We start from the raw sequence: 18,890 nt of genomic DNA, 5'->3' as shown, positions 1-18,890 counted from the left end.
TCTCCCTAAGGCCTGACACCTATTCGGAATAAACACGCTCACAGCCCTGCTTACGAAGCTCGTCAATCTGGGCCTGTAGAACATACTGTTGGTCCTGCGTGGAAATACGTACACATCCGAAAATTATGTTTACCACTTCGAAATCCGAGACCATGTGACTTGAGGCCTCGCACAACTATAAAAGCACCCACAAAATAAAATATTTCTGCATGCGCTCATTTGTCTGTCTAACGACTGTGGCAACTACACATGATTTAGCTGGATATCGCGGATTTGAGCGCTTTGATCAGCCTCCTTTGAAAGTGATCTGTCTGAAGCGCGGATTGGAGCGTTCTAGTCGTTACCCGTCCTCTTAGGATGAAAGATACGATGAAACGCTTTTACAATCACCGTGACACGCTCGTTACCGAGGGCATCGACGGATTTCTCAGATCATCGACCGGCCAGCATCTCTGTCGACTTGAAGGACATGACAACATCCATGTCGTTCTGCGCAAAGACTGGGATAAATCGAAAGTCGCAATTGTTTCGGGAGGTGGCTCAGGCCATGAACCCGCCCATGCGGGCTTCGTCGGAGCCGGAATGTTAACCGCAGCCGTCTGCGGCGCACTCTTCGCCTCACCCAATGTGGATGCCATTCTCGCCGCAATACTGGAAGTAACCGGAGATTCGGGCTGCCTATTGGTCGTCAAAAACTATACTGGCGACCGCTTGAACTTCGGCCTTGCGGCAGAGCAGGCGCGCCTTGCTGGAAAGAAGGTCGAACTTGTCATCGTGGCTGATGACACAGCACTCGGCCACGATACCAACGCCAGAGGTATCGCCGGAACTGTCCTCGTCCAGAAAATTGCAGGATATGCTGCGGAGACTGGCGCCTCCTTGGCGGACGTTAAACAAGCCGCCATGGATGCCATCAAGGCAACAGTATCTCTTGGTCTCTCATTATCAGACGTCAATGTTTATGACCCTGACCACAAAACGCGACTAAATAAAGATGAGGCAGAACTGGGCCTCGGAATTCATGGAGAGCCCGGCACCGATCGTATTGCTGTAGAGCAGCTGGATGCCCTGGTCGCGAAAACTACGGAAGCTCTTACCCCGTATCTGACAGATGAACCTCAGGCCGTCATGGTCAATATGCTGGGCGCAGTCCCCGTATTGGAAGCCCAGGCAATCGTAGATGCGCTTTCCAGAACTTCTCTTGCTGAACGCATAGAATTCCTGATTGGCCCTGCCCCCATGATGACTTCCTTGGATATGTACGGCTTTTCCCTGTCTGCGATCCCTGCCCGAACTGATTTTATTCAGGCCCTGAAGTTTCCAGTTGAACCTTGGGCTTGGCCGGGTATTGCGCCATTTAGCAAGATCCAGACAAAGCCCACCCCAACCTTGCCTGATACATTTGCATATAAGCCTTCATCGAACGCTTATCTCGAGAAACTTATCACTCACGGAGCCAGCATCCTTCTCGACAATGAAAAGGATCTGAATGCGCTCGATGCGCAAATCGGCGACGGCGATGCAGGTTCAACCTTTGCCGAAGCTAGCCGCGTCATCCTGAAAGACATCGACCGACTTCCTCTGACCTCTCCACAGGAGCTCTGTGAAACGCTCGGAAGGCTTCTGGCGCGCAATGCTGGGGGTTCGAGTGGTGTGTTGTTGTCCATCATGTTCGCAACAGCGGGACAAAACACAGCCTGGCGCGATGGACTTGAGGCCGGATTGGAGCGCATGCACAGATATGGCGGCGCATCCCCCGGGGACCGTACGATGCTTGATGCCCTGTTCCCGGCCATAGCAGCACTTAAAACCGGGGACCTGAAACAGGCAGCCAAAGCTGCGCGTGAAGGCGCCAATGCAACCCGCACGATGCCTGCACGAGCCGGCCGCGCAGCCTACGTTCCGAGCGAGAGTCTCAAAAATATCCCGGACCCGGGAGCAGAGGCAATTGCCCGCCTTCTGGAAGGCCTTTCAAAGCTGTCCTGAGCCCAACCAAAAGCAAGTGATGAACTGAACAGGTGCGAAGCGTGAGTTTTACTGAACTTCGCTACGCGCCTTTTAGATGGGCCGTATGGGATAAATCAGAAAAAAAATCTCGATGTTCGATATTAACTGACTACCGACAAGGGAGTAAAAGGGATAAAATAAACCAAAATACTGGTAATTTTCTACAATATATAGACCATTTTATTTTAAAAAATAATCGAATACATTATTTCAATTTAACCGTCTGGATTTTTACGCTGACACTTGAATTGAAGTGTAAATGCTTGGGAGACGGCAATGTCTGTGCCCGGTCGTCGGGGTATATGACGCGATTGTCCGCACTGCCCAACAAAACGGCGCGGTATGCGAAGAACGGGGCACCCAACACAGCCCCAAGCAGTTTGCGTTCCAGCACCACTTCCGCTTCTGGGTCGGAGCATCGCCAATAGCATACTTTATCACATCTCCACGAACGTGAGTGGCGCAATAGGATATCTTAACGATCGGCTCGGCCTGTAGCATCGCAGGAGGAAGATGATGCAAATCAATCCATAAGTTGGAGAGATCACCAGCACCATTGTCCACGCTCACCAGCAGGCAACAACCGAAAAAGGGGGGCTCAAAATCAGGTGCTGGGACGCTCCCGAGCTGAATTGACCACCGATATCCACATGCTTTCTGACGCTCTGAGGCGACCGTTACAGTTTATTATCACAGCTGAACAGGTTCATGACCCCACCCAAGCATCTGCATTGCTCGAAGGCCAGACTGCGAGTGCAGTAATCGCGGATCAGACTTATGACAGCAAAGGATTCAGAGAACGGATTACTATCATGAACGCAAAGGCTGTCATTCCGTCAAAGCGGAACCGCAAGATAGTCATCCCTCACGACCGGACTTTTTACAAAGACTGCAACCGTATCGAGGAGTGCTTCAATCGTCTCAAAAATTTTCGTTGTTTCGCAAAGCGCTACGATCGTAAAAGCCATCCATTCTACAGGCTTCATTCATCTCGCAGTAGCCAGGATCTGGATCACTTGAATGTCGATTGGTCCTAGCGACATAAACAGTACAGCATTCAGCGTACCAATTGTCACCGGCATAATAAGTGAATCTTCCCATCCGCCGAGCAACGGAACGACTGAGAAGCCCGAGACGGAGTCGTGAATATTAAGGGTTTTCGCTGATCACGTGCATGTATATCCGCTGAGCATAAACGCTAGAAGAAATGCACACCCAAGACGTATCACGACAGCCAGCGTTTATTTGATGAGGACATAGTCTGGGACAGTCATCAATCTGGTTCAATGCCCATAAACAGACAGTCAAATAAACTGGTTTTAAGCCAAGCGCCCATAATACAATGCATGAAACGGGGGCGCCTAGCAACAGCGCTGAAGGAGCGCTTTTGAGTCATTTGGAAATAATAGAATAATAATTGATTGATTTTTTAACCCTTTTGAATACAATTGAGGTTAATTTAACTAAAAATTTTACCAATAATATCAATATGATCAAGATTTAAACATCCATAATATGGAAGAATAAGCTTTAAATAACGAACCTCATTATACACTTCAAGAAATAAAGGAGTCCCGTTCAACCCTTCAAAAGGAGAATCCAAACGATGATAATCGCATAAAATCCAATCTTTTTTATCTTTAGACGAAAAAAGTTGGATTCCAAATGCTCGATCTGGAATAAAATTTCGGTTATATACTTTCATTACGTTAACAAATTTTATTTCTCCTAAATCAACCATCCACCACGGATGTTCTTCAGCGACAGTGTGAAAAGAATAATGACCATTTGGAATATGGTTCAGTACATCACATGCCTCATTCTCCGAATGAGAATCTTGACCCGTTGAACTTTGCCATGCAGCACAATTGCGTCCAATACTAACAACATCGAGGCCATACCTTGCCCTTCCTTCATTACTCATGTGTATTATCATGTCAGAGCGCAATTTCTGGAGTTGGTCTACAGAAGCAACGCTACGCAATTTTTCATAAAGAGCAGGCAGCATCTCATCAGGAAGACGCATAATACGCTTATAAAGAAACGAATTATGATTAAAATAATCGAATGGATGAGAAAAATCTGTAGTTGAAATATATTTTTCCTTACCACTTACTGGATGAATAAATGCGTCCTCAGAGAACAAAGCCAAATCATCTTCCAGCCATGAAGGGCTCCAATCATAATGAGGAACAGGCCCGAAATCCGACAAATTTGCCAGAGTAAATCCTTTTTTTAATAATTCCGTCGCGACAAAAGCTTCAGCATTTGGGAAGATATTAAGCTTTCCTTCTCTAATAAGATTAGAAAAATAAAGCCTCCTCTTCATAACCCACAATAATGCCTCCCTAGAAAACAATGCAAAACAATTTAAATATTTTACGAAATCACTTTCTTCATAATAATCAACACATGTACCTTTCCAGGCCCACGACTGATTTGAACAGGATATAGGGTGAGCGAGAAAATCAATATGATTTTTTTTTGCCAAATAAATTATTTCTTCTATATTTTTATTTATTACAACATCATACTCTAACATCACATAATAATTATACTCTGGATTATTAATGGCCAAAATAATCGCCGGAATATCATTACTATACCAAAATATATTGTGATTAGGATCAGTTACAATTCCATAATCTTTAACGTCGTCTGATTTACAACGGAAAATTATACAATTCAGCTCTTCTGGAATTTCAATGTGCCCATTCGTTTCGTCGACAAACAAAATAACACTTATTTCTATTTTTTCATTTCTTCCTTGAACAACCTTCTGGAGGCGTTCTAGTTGTCTCTGCACCACACCATCCCAAAAGTGTGTCTTAAAAATTACAAGGCAGCGACTGTGCATCAATGATCATCCCAAAGTAAATAAATTCATAATTATTAATACGCTTGAAATATAATCCTTACAAGACAACCATTCATGACAATTACTCCCACATAAATGGAATAAATTTTATGCTAGGATTATTTGTAAAATAATAATTAAAATCACCAACATGGAGGATTTTCAAGAATGAAATTCACATTTTATCTCAATCCCGGCAGGATCTCACGCCCTTCATAAAGGCCTGAAGCCCCCCCTGTAACGCGGCTTCGAATGCCTGAAGCGTTTCGAATCCGACATAATGTTCAAGGCCCTCGGCATCAATGCGAGCGTTGTCTTCACTTACACCAAGAGCCAACAGAAATGCCTCAACCACCTGATGCCGCAGCCTCGCCTTGTCTGCCATTTCCTGACCTGCGGGGGTGAGAAACACACCGCGATAAGGCTTCTGAATGACAAACCCTTCTGTAGACAGTCGCGAGAGCATTTTGGCCACCGTGGGCTGTGACACCCCAAGGCGCCCGGCAATATCCACCTGTCGCGCCTCATTTCCTTCAGACAGCAGATCCGAGATCAGTTCGACGTAGTCCTCAACCAACACTTTACGTCTGGCGGCGCGGTTTGCCCGAAACCCTTCTGAATGGGTTTCCATGTCCGGCAGGCTTCCCGCTGTCTTCTTCCGCACCATACCGCCTCGTCCTGATCATCGTCACAAACAATATTCGGGACCGAATAATGAATTTCACACTGAACTACCAGCGATAGAAGGTATTTTTCTTCTTATAAAATATCCCACTGCTGAACATTATAGCATATTGCATAACAATTCATATTGCGCTTGGATGCGATAATCATGCCAGACCAGACTCCAAACGCCCCCAAAGCCACCACCCAAGCAGGCAGCAAAAACACATCTTGGCGTTTCTCGTCCGAAAGCGATCAGGCGCGCCAGAGCCTGCCTGAGGCATTTTCTACCATTCCGGTTGCCGATGCAGGAGCCCCCTGGTTTCGTCGTTTTCTAGCATTCGTCGGGCCTGGTTACATGATTTCCGTCGGCTATATGGACCCCGGGAACTGGGCAACGGATCTGCAGGGGGGAGCCCAGTTCGGATATACCCTGCTCACGATTATCGTCCTGTCCAACCTGATGGCCATTCTCCTGCAGGCGCTTGCTGCAAGACTGGGCATCGCGACTGGGCGGGATCTTGCACAGGCCTGTCGCGATCATTTTCCTCCGGTGGTCAATGTCTTCCTCTGGCTCGCATGTGAACTTGCCATCATCGCCTGCGATCTTGCGGAAGTCATAGGCACAGCAGTGGCATTACAACTTCTGTTTGGGCTGCCACTGCTCGGCGGAGCGCTTCTCTCGATAGGCGACGCATTAATTGTCCTGATGCTGATGAACCGAGGCTTTCGCTACCTTGAGGCCTTTGTCATCGGGCTTCTCAGCATCATCGCCCTTTGCTTCGCAGTACAGGTTTTTGCCGCAGCCCCCCCGATCGCAGGCGTGCTGCAGGGGCTGGTTCCATCGCCAAAAATCATAACCACTCCAGCAATGCTCTACGTCGCGATCGGCATCATTGGTGCCACCGTGATGCCCCATAATCTTTATCTGCACTCATCCATCGTCCAGACACGCGCTTATGAGCGTACTGAAAACGGGCGACGTGAGGCCATCCGGTGGGTGACATGGGACAGCACGATTGCGCTGATGCTGGCTCTTTTCATCAATGCCGCAATTCTAATCGTTGCGGCGGCAGCATTCCATAATACCGGCCATCAAAACGTAGCCGAAATACAGGATGCTTACCGCCTGCTTTCACCAATTCTGGGGCTTGGGATTGCATCAACGCTGTTCGCCCTTGCCCTCCTTGCCGCAGGCACGAATTCCACCGTTACGGGAACACTCGCTGGCCAGATCATCATGGAGGGGTTTCTCAGGCTCCACATTCCACACTGGGCCAGACGCCTGCTGACGCGAGGTTTGGCTATTATTCCCGTCGCCATCGTAACGGTTTTTTATGGTGGAAAAGGGGTCGGTACGCTCTTGGTCAGCAGTCAGGTCATCCTTTCCATGCAGTTGCCTTTTGCGGTCATCCCACTGGTGATGTTCGTGTCAGACCGAAGGAAAATGGGCAACTTCGTCATCACACCATGGCTCAAAGGCCTCTCCTGGCTCGTGGCAGGCATCATTCTGATCCTTAACATCAAACTGCTCTACGACACCGTCATCGGCTGACAGCATCCGCTAGCCAAACCATCTGAACTTAAGTCCGTCTTGGGAACCAACAGGCATGTTTTCAACATCAATATATAGCATATGCTATAATTATAAGTATGTTCTTAAGCGTCGGATTTCTGAGCAGCGTTTATTGCTCCACACAATAATCATGAGTTCCTTCGCACTGCTAATTGCCGTAAAGGCACACGCAGATCCGCTTCCAGCCACCAAAACAGCAGAAAAAAATACCAGAACTGTTCCTCAGAACTCCGTAACGCCCACCGAGAAAATTACAGTAACCGGGAAGCTGAATCAGGAACGTGGTCGCATTTTCCCAAGTCTTGGCGCCGTGTCCTACGGCGTGGATCAGCGGCAGATTCAAGCCACACCTCAAGGCCAGAATGCCGCCTTTAACCAGATCATGCTGCGCATGCCCGGTGTCGTTCTGGACAGCTATGGAGAGGTTCACGTACGCGGCGAACATGGTGGCCTGACATATCGTGTCAATGGCGTCCTTCTCCCTGAAGGCCTGAACGGCTTTGGTCAGGAACTGGATACACGCATCATTGACTCCGTAGATCTGCTGGCAGGGACCCTCCCCGCGCAGTTCGGGTTTAGAACCGCTGGGATCGTGGACGTCAAAACCAAAAGCGGCTCCAGTCTGAAACACAACCAGCTTTCCCTGTACGGAGGCAGCTACAATACCTTCGCCCCTTCCCTTCAATTGGGGGGCGAAAAAGGCCGCTTTGAATATTTCACGACCCTGTCGTTCAATCGCAACAATATCGGCATTGAAAATCCAACCAGTTCATTCCGGCCGATCCATGACGTTACAGAGCAGGAAAAGGGTTTTGGCTATTTCTCATGGCGCTTGGACGATACAAGCCGCATCTCACTCCTGACCAGCGCGTCCTACGCGAAGTTCGAGCTTCCCAATACACCCGGCCTCCCACAAATCTATGCGGTGAGCGGAAGCAGCCCAAATGACAAAAATCTTCAATCCCGATACTTAAATGACAGCCAGACTGAGCAGAATTACTACGCCGTATTGTCGTATCAGCATAGTTTGGACAAACTGAATTTTCAGGTCTCTCCATTTTTCCGCTACGGTCGCATTGATTATACCCCAGACCCTATTCGAGACCTCATGTTTCAGGGGGTCGCCCAGCACGAAATCAACGACTTCACGACAGCAGGCGCACAGTTCGACCTATCGTGGAAAATCACACATCAGCACACCCTACGTGCAGGCTTTCTGGGACAATACACAGCGGAGCGCCTCGATACAGATACACTCCTCTTTCCTGTCGATGAAAAGGGCCTGCAGCTGTCAGCAATTCCCCAGCGCATGATTGACAATACAGGAAACTGGTCTGCCGAAGCAGGCGCATATATTCAGGATGAATATCATATCACCCAAAAACTCACGCTGAACTACGGTGCCCGATATGACCGTTTTGCATCTTCATTCGGAAACCAAGGCCAACTCAGCCCTCGTGTAAATATTGTCTGGAAGCCGACCGGCAAAACAACATTCCATCTCGGTTATTCGCGATATTTTGCGCCACCCTCGCCGCAGTACATCCACCCCACAACACTCGCTCGTTTCAGCGGAACAACAAACGCACCAGAAAACACAACAGACACCCCGACACGCGTTGAGACATCCCATTATATTGACGCTGGAATTCTACAGCACGTCACGCATGATTTTCAGATCACGATCGACGCATACAGCAAGTGGGCCCATAATCTCACAGATCTCGGACAGTTTGGACGCGCCGTTATTCTCGCGCCTTTCAGCTATAGACGTGGACAGGTTTATGGCGCGGAATTTGGAAGCTCCTGGCACCACGGCCCATGGTCTGTTTTTGGCAACTTTTCATTCGTCCAAACGGCAGCAAAAAATATCAATTCCGCAGAATATCAGTTCGCAGTGGATGAACTCGCTTATATCCGCAGAAATGCCATTCAGCTCGACCATCAGGGACGTTATACGGCAAGCGCGGGCGCGTCATATAGTAGCAAGCACCATATGGCTTATATCGATTTCATTTATGGAAATGGTCTTCGAAGCGGCTTTGCCAATCTCAAAAAGCAGCCTCAGTATGACATTTTCAATACTGGGTACCAATATACCTTAACGCACACGCCATTTGGTTATGATGCCAAATTCCGGGTGGACATCGTCAATCTTTTCGACAGGCGTTACCAGCTTCGGGACGGAAGCGGTGTCGGCGTTTATCAGGCTCAATATGGCCAGAGACGCGGAACGTATTTCTCCGTCATTTCTGACTTCTGAACACCATTAAGTAAGCGCCTGTCTGATTTTTTCGCCAGACAGGCCCCGAGTATCAATCTTCGAGCGTCACAGCTACATCAGCATTCGCGCTGAGACGAACAGTGCCGTTTTCAATATCCGCAATCAGTCCCACGGAAATATAATGGTTCTGACGAGGAGCCGTGCCTTCTTTCTTCAAGCGGATGCGATGCGGCTCAATCTGATCAACGGTGCCAACATGAACACCATCTGCGCCAATGATCTCAGCGTTTTTTTTGATCTTTGCAAAGTCAACCATGATCGATTTCCTTTCTCATACCTTCGTCAAACGCGAGACTATGAAAAATGTTCCCCAGCCTCATGTATGCCGGAAAAATCGGATCAATATTCAATCATCTAGAAAGAATTATCCTCGAGCATGATTGCACTGAACAAAGAACCGACCACTCAGAAATATTATCAAATCATTTCCGAATCACAGACATGGCAGCAGCGCTCGCAGTCCTGCCATGTCCGCTTTCTTTGGGCGAACTCAGGCCCAGTGCTTACACAAACTCCATCGTCTTCACGTCGATCATCCCGATATCTGTAATTTTCAGATGCGGGATCACGGGCAGCGGCAGAAATGCAAGCTGGAGGAATGGTTCTTCAAGTGAAACTCCCATTTCCTTTGAAGCCTTGCGAAGCACGATCAGATCATCACGAACCTGCTCGAAAGTACCATCACTCATCAGTCCTGCAACCGGCAAACGCAGTTCCGCTACGATCTCTCCGTCCCTGACCGCTATAAATCCGCCGCCCGTTTCCGAAAGCCGGTTAACGGCGAGTGCCATATCCGCGTCATCCGTCCCCACAACGCAGATATTGTGACTGTCATGGCCAACAGATGAAGCAAGCGCGCCCTGCTTCAAGCCAAATCCCTTGACGAAGCCGCGACCAATATTTTCGTTGTGCCCATGCCGCGCAACAACACAGACTTTTGCAACGTCTGCCCCGATATCACCCATAACACAGCCATTACGCTCCGGCAGATCACAGCGCAGGAACTCCGTAATGATCTGGCCTGGAATGATTCCCATCACCGGCCGTTCAACACCACTTCCAGAAATTTCCATATCTTTCGCCGATATGGTGCCCGCCAGCTTCACACTCTGCAGCCCAACAGGCGGTAGAATATCCCGACCAGCAAAAAGGGCGTCGTTTACTAAACGACCCGCACTGATGACGTCGGACACAGCACATTTCTCAAGATCATCAAGCAGAACAATATCCGCACGCTTGCCCGGCGCAATTTGCCCACGATCTCTCAATCCAAAAGCCGCCGCCGCGGACATGGAAGCCGCCCGATACGCAGCCAGCGGCTCCACCCCAAGCTCAATCGCTCTGCGGATCAGGAAATCAAGATGACCCTCATGAGCAATCTCAAGCGGATTTCGATCATCCGTGCAGAAAGCAAAGAACGGAGACGTCGCAACCGTCAGGAGTGGAACAAGGGCTTCCAGATCCTTACATACCGATCCTTCCCGGATCAGCACGACCATCCCCTTACGCACCTTCTCCAGTGCCTCATCCGCTGCGGTGGCCTCATGATCCGTTGAAATACCAGCAGACAGATACCCGTTCAGCGCCTTGCCACGCAGAAGCGGAGCATGACCGTCAATGTGACCACCAGAAAACATCGCCAGCTTGTCGAGGCATCCCGCATCCCCGTTCAGAACGCCGGGAATGTTCATAAATTCCGCAAGGCCAATCACCTTGGGATGATCGTGATAAGGAGCCAGATCATCGGCCTGCAATGTGGCACCAGACGTCTCCATCGGAGTTGCCGGAACGCAGCTCGACAGATTGACACGCAGATCCATGATCACGCGTTCTGCCGCCCCCAGAAAATAGTCAAATGTCTGACTTCCCAGAACATTCGCCATTTCGTGGGGGTCACAGATCGCCGTGGTAACGCCATGCGGCAACACGCACCGATCGAATTCAAAAGGCGTGACGAGCGAGGATTCAACGTGCAGATGCGTATCGATGAAGCCGGGAACAGCAATTCGGCCGCGACCTTCAATGACCTTGCGACCTTCATATGAACCATACGTTCCAACAATACGATCCCCGCAGATCGCGATATCTGTAGGAACGAGGTCCCCTGTCACCAGATCAAAAAGGCGCACATCCCGGATGACCAGATCGGCTGCCTCCCTGCCCTGCCCCTGGGCGACGCGCTGCGCGATTGTCTTCTGCATGTCTGAACACCTTTCATAGAACCTCGTGTCAGCCTCTTATAGCGCATGAGAGCAATCTGATTAGAGGAGCATATTATCGATCAAACGAACCCCACTACATTTCACAGCAAGAAGTGCCAGCCCCTTCTCACTCAGAATATCCGGACGCAGAAAAGTGTCAGGGGAAACAACCGTCGCATAATCAACAACGTCAATCCCACCGGCATGGAGTTCTTCACTCATGATCTGTTCCAGCACGGACGTCCTGCGCTCGCCCGCCTGAAAGGCCTCCGCAGCTTTTGTCAATGCGCGATATAGTGCAGGCGCACGCAGGCGATCTTCCGCACTCAGCCGCACATTACGACTGGATCGCGCCAACCCATCTTCCTCGCGGGAGGTTTCACAAACAACGATCCGGACAGGAATATCCAGATCCCGCACAAACCGCTGAACAACGGCGCATTGCTGCGCATCTTTCTGACCAAAATAAGCATGCTGCGGCTGCACGATATTGAACAGCTTGGTCACTACAGTTGCCACCCCGGAAAAATGCCCCGGGCGTGATCGCCCCTCCATTTCCGCAGCCACACCCGCCACATCTATTTTCGTCACAAAGCCTTGCGGATACAGAACATCAACATCCGGCGTGAAAACCAGATCCGCACCAGCTTCGCGCAACAACTCCAGATCACGCTCCAGATCACGCGGATAGCTGGACAGATCTTCGGTAGGGCCAAACTGGGTAGGATTTACGAAAATGCTGACGGCCACAGCACCATTTTCAGCTTTCGCACGCCGCACCAGACTCAGATGTCCTTCATGCAGAAACCCCATGGTCGGCACGAATCCAAGATCAGCAAATCCCGTCCGGGCTTTCCTGAAATCTTCTACGGTTGAAAAAACCTGCATCTGTTGCCTCCCTGTGCACTGGCGCGAGGGAACCTGACAAAACACGCCTCGCATGGCAATGATCGCGCCATGAACGCTTCCACTCCGCCCTTCACGATTGCCATTATTGGCGCTGGCCCCGCAGGACTGTTTGCCGCTGAACTTCTATCGGCAAAGGGATGCAGGGTCACAATCTTCGACAGCATGCCAAGTGTCGGGCGGAAATTTCTCATGGCCGGACGAAGCGGCCTGAACCTGACACATGACGAACCCTTCGAGCGTTTTCTGACGCGCTATGGCACAGCACAAGAGTGGCTTGCGCCCGCCCTCAAAGCCTTTCCACCCACGGCCCTTCGCAAATGGGCAGAAGATCTGGGACAACCCTGCTTTGTGGGCAGTTCAGGCCGCATTTTTCCGAAAGCCATGAAAGCTTCCCCACTGCTTCGAGCATGGTTAGGAAGACTTGCAGTCCAAAATGTAGAGATCCGCACGCGGCATCGACTGAAAGCACGAAACGCAGACGGCAGCCTCATATTCGCAACACCCGACGGCCCAGCCACAATAAAAGCAGACGCAACATTGTTGGCCATGGGGGGAGCAAGCTGGTCGAGGCTGGGTTCGGATGGAAAGTGGACCACGCTGCTTGAACCCTCGGAAATAACGCCGTTCGCTCCCGCCAATTGCGGCTTCCTTCCAGACTGGAACGACACATTTCGCGAACGCCATTCCGGCGCAATCCTGCATTCGGTCGCCCTGAATTTTGATGGACGCACGACCCGAAGCGACCTCACCCTGACCGCACGCGGCCTGGAAGGTTCTGCTCTCTATGCCTTGTCAGCCCCATTACGGGATACGGTAGCCAGAAATGGCAAAGCAGTTCTGTCTCTCGATCTTCGTCCCATGATGACACAAGCGGATATTCTTCGACGCCTGCTGGCCCAACGCCCCCGTGAAAGCCAGTCCAACCGGCTTCGCAAGTCTCTCGCGCTCGACAGCCTGTCCCGAGATTTGCTGCGAGCGGCAACACCCAAGGATGCAACACCCGCCACTCTAGCGGACACAATCAAAGCCCTCCCCCTTACCATAACGGGAACAGACGCTCTCGACAGTGCCATTTCCACAGCAGGTGGCATCCGGCAGGACGCGCTGGACGAACACTTCATGCTCCACAGACATTCCGGCCTGTTCGCCGCTGGCGAGATGCTCGACTGGGAGGCCCCAACCGGCGGATATCTGCTGCAGGGATGTTTTTCTACTGCATTTGCCGCCGCAGAGGGCATGCTTCGCTGGCTTGAATCATCACATTCCGCTATCGCCTGACACCATGACATCCATCGTTCTCGGACAGGGCCGCGACGGCTCCGACACCTGCATTGACCTGCCGGAACTGCTGGCCACGCGCCTTCTGGTTCAGGGCAACTCTGGATCAGGAAAATCTCACCTCCTGCGCCGCCTGCTCGAACAGACAGCCACGCTCGTCCAGCAGGTCATGATCGACCCTGAGGGAGACTTCGTCACGCTGGCCGAGCATTACGGCCATCTGGTGATCGACGTCGAAGACCAAAGCGAAGCCAGCCTCCGTGCAGCAGGCGAGCGCGTTCGTGCCCATCGTGCCTCCGTCGTGCTCAATCTGGAGCAGGTAGAGGCTGAAATGCAGCTGCGCGCCGCAGGTGCCTTCCTCAACGGCATGTTCGATGCCCCCCGAGCGCACTGGTACCCGGTTCTGGTCGTGGTCGATGAGGCGCAGCTATTTGCACCCGTAACGTCGGGCGATACTTCCGACGAGGCACGCCGCCTTTCATTAGGCGCAATGACAAATCTTATGTGCCGTGGCCGAAAACGAGGGCTTGCTGGCGTCATCGCAACCCAGCGCCTTGCAAAGCTCGCCAAGAATGTCGCTGCCGAGGCCTCCAATTTCCTGATGGGACGAACCTTTCTGGACATTGACATGGCCCGTGCAGCAGATCTTCTGGGCATGGAACGCAGAGCCGCAGAAGCCTTCCGGGACCTATCCCGCGGGCAGTTCATGGCACTCGGTCCAGCCCTGTCACGACGCCCGAAGCTTGTATCCATCGGCCGCGTCGAAACCGCCAGTCACGCCACCGGCCCTGTTCTTGTGCCGCTTGAGCCTGTTGCCGCAGAAGACCTGCGCGACCTTATCCTGGAGCCCGTCCCGGAATTCGCACCCCGCCAGCGCCGTGAAAACCGCCCACCACCGCCAGATCTCCTCGCACAGCTCGATGCCTACGGCTCAGAACGTGCTGCGGAAGAGCCCGTTATGCCTGAAGCCCAGACGGATCTCGATCCGGATCAAATCTGGAAGCTTGTCTCCGAAGTCGCGGCTGAAGAAGGCGCAGACTACAAACCACTGGCGACACTTTATCAGGATTTCCAGCTCCGCGCGCGCATCCACGGGCTGCCGCGTAACATTCTGGATCTCAAGTCATTTCGTCGTATTCTTGCCACGCTTCGTTCAGGCCTCGAGCGCGAACGTGCCGATGGGGAAGACTGGCGACAGGCCGAAACCATTGCGGCGTCTCTTCCGGAAGACGTCCAGGGCGTGTTTTTGCTACTGGCGCGACACGCACTGGACAGCCTGCCCTGCCCCGACGACGAAGCCCTTGCCCGTGCCTACAGCACACATTCGCTCGGCCGTGCACGCCGTCAGCTGTCATATCTGGAAGAGCGCGAGGTCATCGTGCTCCGTGAGGACGCCCACGGACGGCGCGTTGCACTTGTGGGGCTAGGTTGGCAAACGCTGTAACAGTTCTGTCATACCAGCTTCACCAGACCTTCACACTATTCCCGATCAGTTGAGCATAGGTTCCCCCCGTTTCGACATCGCCTCGTTTCGGGAAGCCTCAAAAATGTCTCATCGTCTGCAGCGCACGCGCCTCACGCTGCTGTCCCTGTTCTGCTCTCCTCTGGCACTCGTGGCTGCATTGCCGATCGCACATGCAGCCACCACACCGAACAGCGCCAAGCACACGCGTCCACACCGCGCACAGCACGCTGCAAAAGCCGTCTCTGGTGGAAGCGAACAGCTTGTCATCACAGCGCGCCGTACCCGTTCAGAGCAGACTCTGGGTCACGTTCAGCTGCAGCGTATCCTTCCCGGCATAAACCCGATGAAAGCGCTCGAAATTCTGCCCGGCGTCGTGTTCAACAACTCCGACCCCTGGGGCAACAACGAACAGAATTCTTCGCTCTACGTTCACGGATTTAACCAAAACCAGCTCGGCTTCACGCTCGATGGCATTCCGCTGGGTGATCAGGCTTACGGAAACTATAACGGCCTGTCCCCGCAGCGCGCAGCCATCAGCGAGAATATCGGTTCGGCGTCCGTCTCATCCGGTGCTGGCGCTCTGGGCACAGCATCGACGTCCAATCTTGGTGGAACACTCGAGTTCACAACGCAGGACCCGCTTCACAAGCGTGGCGCTCAGATCGAGCAGGTCTTCGGCAGTTGGTCTACGTTCCGCACGTTCGCACGCGTCGACACGGGTGATTTCGGCAACGGCAATTCGGCCTATGCCTCCTTCTCCCGCCAGGACGCCCGCGCATGGGACTTTGCAGGCCATCAGGGTGGATATCAGGTCAATGCCAAGTTCGTGCATAACGACGAGCACAACCATTTCTCCACCTTCTTCGACTGGTCCCAGAAGGTTGAACCCAACGAAGACAGCGTAACCCTCCCGCAGGGCCAGGGCATCTATGTTCGTCCGTTCACCTACCCCGATTTCAATTACGCGAAATCCTATCTGAACTCGGCTTCCTACAAGGCAAACCCGCTGAACTACCGGAACTACTACTCCGCAGCACAGCGCGAAGATTTCCTTGCCTATTCAAAGTGGACGCATGACTTCAATGCGAACCTGCACTGGGACAACTCAATCTACTATCACCATGACCTTGGTGAAGGCGTGGTTGCCGGTCCAGTCAGCGCCGCAGGTCTGCCGACACTCTTCAGCGCATATTTTCCGGGCCAGAACCTCAGCAACGTTTTCGGTGGCTCGGGCTACGCCACACGTACGACCGAATACTGGGATAACCGCGGCGGCCTGATCACCGCTCTGCGCGCACATCTCGGAAATCATTCCATCGAAGTCGGTGGCTGGTACGAGCGCAACAACAACACGCAGGCCCGTCGCTGGTATCCACTGGATGCCAATAACCCCACGACTCCTTACCAGCGCCAGCAAAACGCCCTGATCGACCAGTACACGAACAATTTCTACACCAACACGTTCGTGACCCACCTTCAGGACAGCTGGAAGATCTCGAAGAACTTCACCCTCATGGGTGGCTTCAAATCCGAGCTGAGCTACACGAATGGCACGCTGCCAGTCGCTGCAAAACCGGGTTCGCTCTCACCTGCCACGGCCATCACCGTTCCGGGTGGAACCATTGCTGCCGCCAAGCCATTCCTCCCTGCATTTGGTGCAGTCTGGAACATCACGCCCAACGAGCAGTGGTTCGCCAACATCCAGGAGAATATGCGCTCGTTCCAGGACGCAGGCTTCGGCAACGCCACCCCGTGGGGCGCCACGAGTCAGGCAGCATTCGAAGAATTCAAGAAGAACGGAAAGCCGGAATCTTCATGGACCTATGAAACAGGTCTTCGTGAACACCGTCAGATCAATCTCGGCCCACTGACCGCCATTGAAGGTCAGATCGAATATTATCACGTCCACTTCTCGAACCGCCTGCTGGCTGTCGCCACGAACCAGAACCTGTCCTCTATCATTGGCGCCGCAACGACACTCGCAAACGTTGGCTCAGTGACGACAGACGGTATGGACTTCTCGTTCACGACGCATTTCGGCGAGCACTTCTCATTTTACAACGCATTGTCGTACAATAAGTCAGTCTACAACGATAACTACAGCACCGGCACGACCGTGGTGCACACTGCAGGCAAGAACGTCGTCGGCATGCCGGCATGGTCTGAGAAATTTGTCTTCACCACAAACTGGGGCAATGCTTATGGCCAGTTCGTCGGAGACGTGATCGGCAAGCGTTACGCCACCTACACAAACGACATGTCAGTCTCGCCCTACGCGCTGTTCAGCATGAATGCGGGCTACACATTCCATCACATCCCGCACATTTCCAGCCTGAAGGTTCAGGGCAACATCACCAATCTGACAAATGCACGTGGATGGTCCACCGTCAACGCGACACAGACGGCAGGTCAGTTCTCTGCCTTCCCGATTGCACCGCGCATGTTCTTCCTGAGCCTCAACGCCTCTCTGTAAGGAGCACTTTCATGCTCTCACGTCGCAAGACACTGGGCCTGCTTTCGCTGGCCCTCCCAGCCCTGCACCTGAGGGCGAAAGCTGCGCCTTCTCTTGCTCCAAAGGCGCTCGTGTTCGCACATCGGGGGGCTTCGGCCCTCCGCCCCGAACACACACTCGCGTCCTATGCCCGCGCCATGGCCGATGGCGCGGACTTCATTGAGCCCGACCTGGTAATGACCAAGGACGGCGTCCTCGTGGTCCGTCACGAAAGCAACATCGCTGGTACCACCGACGTTGCAGACCACCCCGAATTTGCTTCCCGTCGCCGCACCCAGATGATCGATGGCCGGGAGGATACCGGCTGGTTCACCACGGATTTCACGCTCGCCGAACTCAAGACCCTCCGCGCCCGTGAACGTCTCTCCACGATCCGCGTACACAACACACGCTACGACGACCATTTCACAATCCCGACCTTCGAAGAAGTCATCGAAATCGTCGCGGCAGAAGCAGCGGCATGTGGAAAAACCTTCGGCCTGGTGCCCGAACTCAAGCACTCCACCCATTTTCACGCCCTCGGCCACGACCCTGAAGCGACGTTCCTGAAGATCATCGCAAGCCACGAATACACGCGCCAGGCACCACTAGAAGTTCAGTCTTTTGAGACAGGTAATCTGGGGCGCATCCGCAAACAGATTCTGGATATCAACCCGCAAGCACGCCTGATGCTGCTGATGGGCGAGCGTAACCAGATTCCGCCCGACCTTCTGGCCGCAGGAAAAAAGACAACTTTCGGCGACCTGATGACGCGGGATGGCCTCACTGAAATTCGTCGCTATGCAGATGTGATCGGCCCGTCAAACACGGACCTGATCCCGCGTGATGCCAAAGGCGCCTGGCTTGAGCCCTCAACACTGGTCAGTGATGCTCACAAGGCCGGACTACTTGTGCATTCCTACACGGCACGCCCCGAAAACTGCTTCCTGCCCGCCCAACTTCGTAATGACGCAGGCCCCACTGCCCGCAACCCCGCAGGCATGATCGCCGAGATCCGCCGCTATCTGGATCTCGGCCTGGACGGCTTCTTCACCGATGACCCTGCTCTGGGCCGCAAGGCTGTGGACAGCCTCGACTAACACCTATTCAGCCGATCCAAAGAGCCGACCCCGCCCGATAACAGCAGAGCATCATAATC

13 protein-coding genes are annotated in these 18,890 nt (G+C 52.5%); 8 read left to right on the top strand and 5 right to left on the bottom strand.

What is annotated here, in order from left to right:
* Positions 1 to 369 precede the first annotated feature (369 nt).
* Both GWA01_RS01785 and GWA01_RS13345 read left to right on the top strand, forming a co-directional pair.
* Positions 370 to 1,986, top strand: a complete 1,617-nt coding sequence (locus GWA01_RS01785) for a dihydroxyacetone kinase subunit DhaK (RefSeq protein ID WP_146793429.1) — start codon at positions 370 to 372, stop codon at positions 1,984 to 1,986.
* A 551-nt stretch (positions 1,987 to 2,537) separates the two neighbouring features.
* A complete protein-coding gene (locus GWA01_RS13345; protein ID WP_146795410.1) occupies positions 2,538 to 3,044 on the top strand; it encodes an IS5 family transposase in 507 nt (168 codons plus the stop codon).
* 422 nt (positions 3,045 to 3,466) lie between these two features.
* Here the strand turns inward: GWA01_RS13345 and GWA01_RS01775 are convergent, their stop codons facing one another.
* Both GWA01_RS01775 and mntR read right to left on the bottom strand, forming a co-directional pair.
* Positions 3,467 to 4,867: a hypothetical protein gene (locus GWA01_RS01775; RefSeq protein WP_186819424.1), complete on the bottom strand. Its 1,401-nt coding sequence runs from the start codon at positions 4,865 to 4,867 to the stop codon at positions 3,467 to 3,469.
* Between the two features lie 184 nt (positions 4,868 to 5,051).
* Entirely contained in the window at positions 5,052 to 5,531 is a 480-nt protein-coding gene (mntR, locus tag GWA01_RS01770; protein WP_146793425.1) for a manganese-binding transcriptional regulator MntR, read from the bottom strand.
* Between the two features lie 165 nt (positions 5,532 to 5,696).
* Here mntR and GWA01_RS01765 point away from each other — a divergent pair, with 165 nt between their 5' ends.
* On the top strand, positions 5,697 to 7,082 hold the full coding sequence (locus GWA01_RS01765; protein ID WP_146793423.1) for an Nramp family divalent metal transporter: 1,386 nt from the start codon (positions 5,697 to 5,699) through the stop codon (positions 7,080 to 7,082).
* A 151-nt stretch (positions 7,083 to 7,233) separates the two neighbouring features.
* Positions 7,234 to 9,366, top strand: coding sequence for a TonB-dependent receptor (locus GWA01_RS01760; protein ID WP_186819423.1), 2,133 nt, complete (start codon positions 7,234 to 7,236; stop codon positions 9,364 to 9,366).
* A gap of 52 nt (positions 9,367 to 9,418) precedes the next feature.
* On the opposite strand, the gene GWA01_RS01755 is transcribed toward GWA01_RS01760, so the two are convergent.
* From GWA01_RS01755 to panC, 3 genes are all read right to left on the bottom strand, one after another.
* Positions 9,419 to 9,643: a DUF2171 domain-containing protein gene (locus tag GWA01_RS01755; protein WP_146793421.1), complete on the bottom strand. Its 225-nt coding sequence runs from the start codon at positions 9,641 to 9,643 to the stop codon at positions 9,419 to 9,421.
* Between the two features lie 247 nt (positions 9,644 to 9,890).
* Positions 9,891 to 11,588 carry an adenine deaminase gene (gene ade / locus GWA01_RS01750; protein WP_146793419.1) on the bottom strand — a complete coding sequence of 566 codons (1,698 nt, stop codon included), beginning with the start codon at positions 11,586 to 11,588 and terminating at the stop codon, positions 9,891 to 9,893.
* 60 nt (positions 11,589 to 11,648) lie between these two features.
* Positions 11,649 to 12,476 (bottom strand): pantoate--beta-alanine ligase, encoded by an 828-nt coding sequence (gene panC / locus GWA01_RS01745; RefSeq protein WP_146793417.1) that lies wholly within the window; start codon positions 12,474 to 12,476, stop codon positions 11,649 to 11,651.
* Positions 12,477 to 12,545: 69 nt separating this feature from the next.
* Here panC and GWA01_RS01740 point away from each other — a divergent pair, with 69 nt between their 5' ends.
* The 4 genes from GWA01_RS01740 (at position 12,546) to GWA01_RS01725 (ending at position 18,831) form a co-directional block, all read left to right on the top strand.
* Positions 12,546 to 13,775: a TIGR03862 family flavoprotein gene (locus GWA01_RS01740; RefSeq protein ID WP_146793415.1), complete on the top strand. Its 1,230-nt coding sequence runs from the start codon at positions 12,546 to 12,548 to the stop codon at positions 13,773 to 13,775.
* A 4-nt stretch (positions 13,776 to 13,779) separates the two neighbouring features.
* Entirely contained in the window at positions 13,780 to 15,219 is a 1,440-nt protein-coding gene (locus GWA01_RS01735; protein WP_146793413.1) for an ATP-binding protein, read from the top strand.
* Between the two features lie 103 nt (positions 15,220 to 15,322).
* Entirely contained in the window at positions 15,323 to 17,713 is a 2,391-nt protein-coding gene (locus tag GWA01_RS01730) for a TonB-dependent receptor (protein WP_146793411.1), read from the top strand.
* A gap of 11 nt (positions 17,714 to 17,724) precedes the next feature.
* Entirely contained in the window at positions 17,725 to 18,831 is a 1,107-nt protein-coding gene (locus GWA01_RS01725; protein WP_146793409.1) for a glycerophosphodiester phosphodiesterase family protein, read from the top strand.
* Positions 18,832 to 18,890 lie beyond the last annotated feature (59 nt).

The sequence above is a fragment of the Gluconobacter wancherniae NBRC 103581 genome (genome assembly GCF_007988885.1).
Lineage (GTDB): Bacteria > Pseudomonadota > Alphaproteobacteria > Acetobacterales > Acetobacteraceae > Gluconobacter > Gluconobacter wancherniae.
The sequence above is the reverse complement of the archived record's forward strand: the minus strand, read 5'-3'. Positions and strand labels throughout refer to the sequence as shown.

Coding starts and splice junctions, on each gene's coding strand:
- GWA01_RS01725 (WP_146793409.1), top strand. CDS start 17,725: ATGCTCTCACGTCGCAAGACACTGGGCCTGCTTTCGCTGGCCCTCCCA.
- GWA01_RS01785 (WP_146793429.1), top strand. CDS start 370: ATGAAACGCTTTTACAATCACCGTGACACGCTCGTTACCGAGGGCATC.
- GWA01_RS01760 (WP_186819423.1), top strand. CDS start 7,234: ATGAGTTCCTTCGCACTGCTAATTGCCGTAAAGGCACACGCAGATCCG.
- mntR (WP_146793425.1), bottom strand. CDS start 5,531: ATGGTGCGGAAGAAGACAGCGGGAAGCCTGCCGGACATGGAAACCCAT.
- ade (WP_146793419.1), bottom strand. CDS start 11,588: ATGCAGAAGACAATCGCGCAGCGCGTCGCCCAGGGGCAGGGCAGGGAG.
- panC (WP_146793417.1), bottom strand. CDS start 12,476: ATGCAGGTTTTTTCAACCGTAGAAGATTTCAGGAAAGCCCGGACGGGA.
- GWA01_RS01740 (WP_146793415.1), top strand. CDS start 12,546: ATGAACGCTTCCACTCCGCCCTTCACGATTGCCATTATTGGCGCTGGC.
- GWA01_RS01765 (WP_146793423.1), top strand. CDS start 5,697: ATGCCAGACCAGACTCCAAACGCCCCCAAAGCCACCACCCAAGCAGGC.
- GWA01_RS01755 (WP_146793421.1), bottom strand. CDS start 9,643: ATGGTTGACTTTGCAAAGATCAAAAAAAACGCTGAGATCATTGGCGCA.
- GWA01_RS01735 (WP_146793413.1), top strand. CDS start 13,780: ATGACATCCATCGTTCTCGGACAGGGCCGCGACGGCTCCGACACCTGC.
- GWA01_RS01730 (WP_146793411.1), top strand. CDS start 15,323: ATGTCTCATCGTCTGCAGCGCACGCGCCTCACGCTGCTGTCCCTGTTC.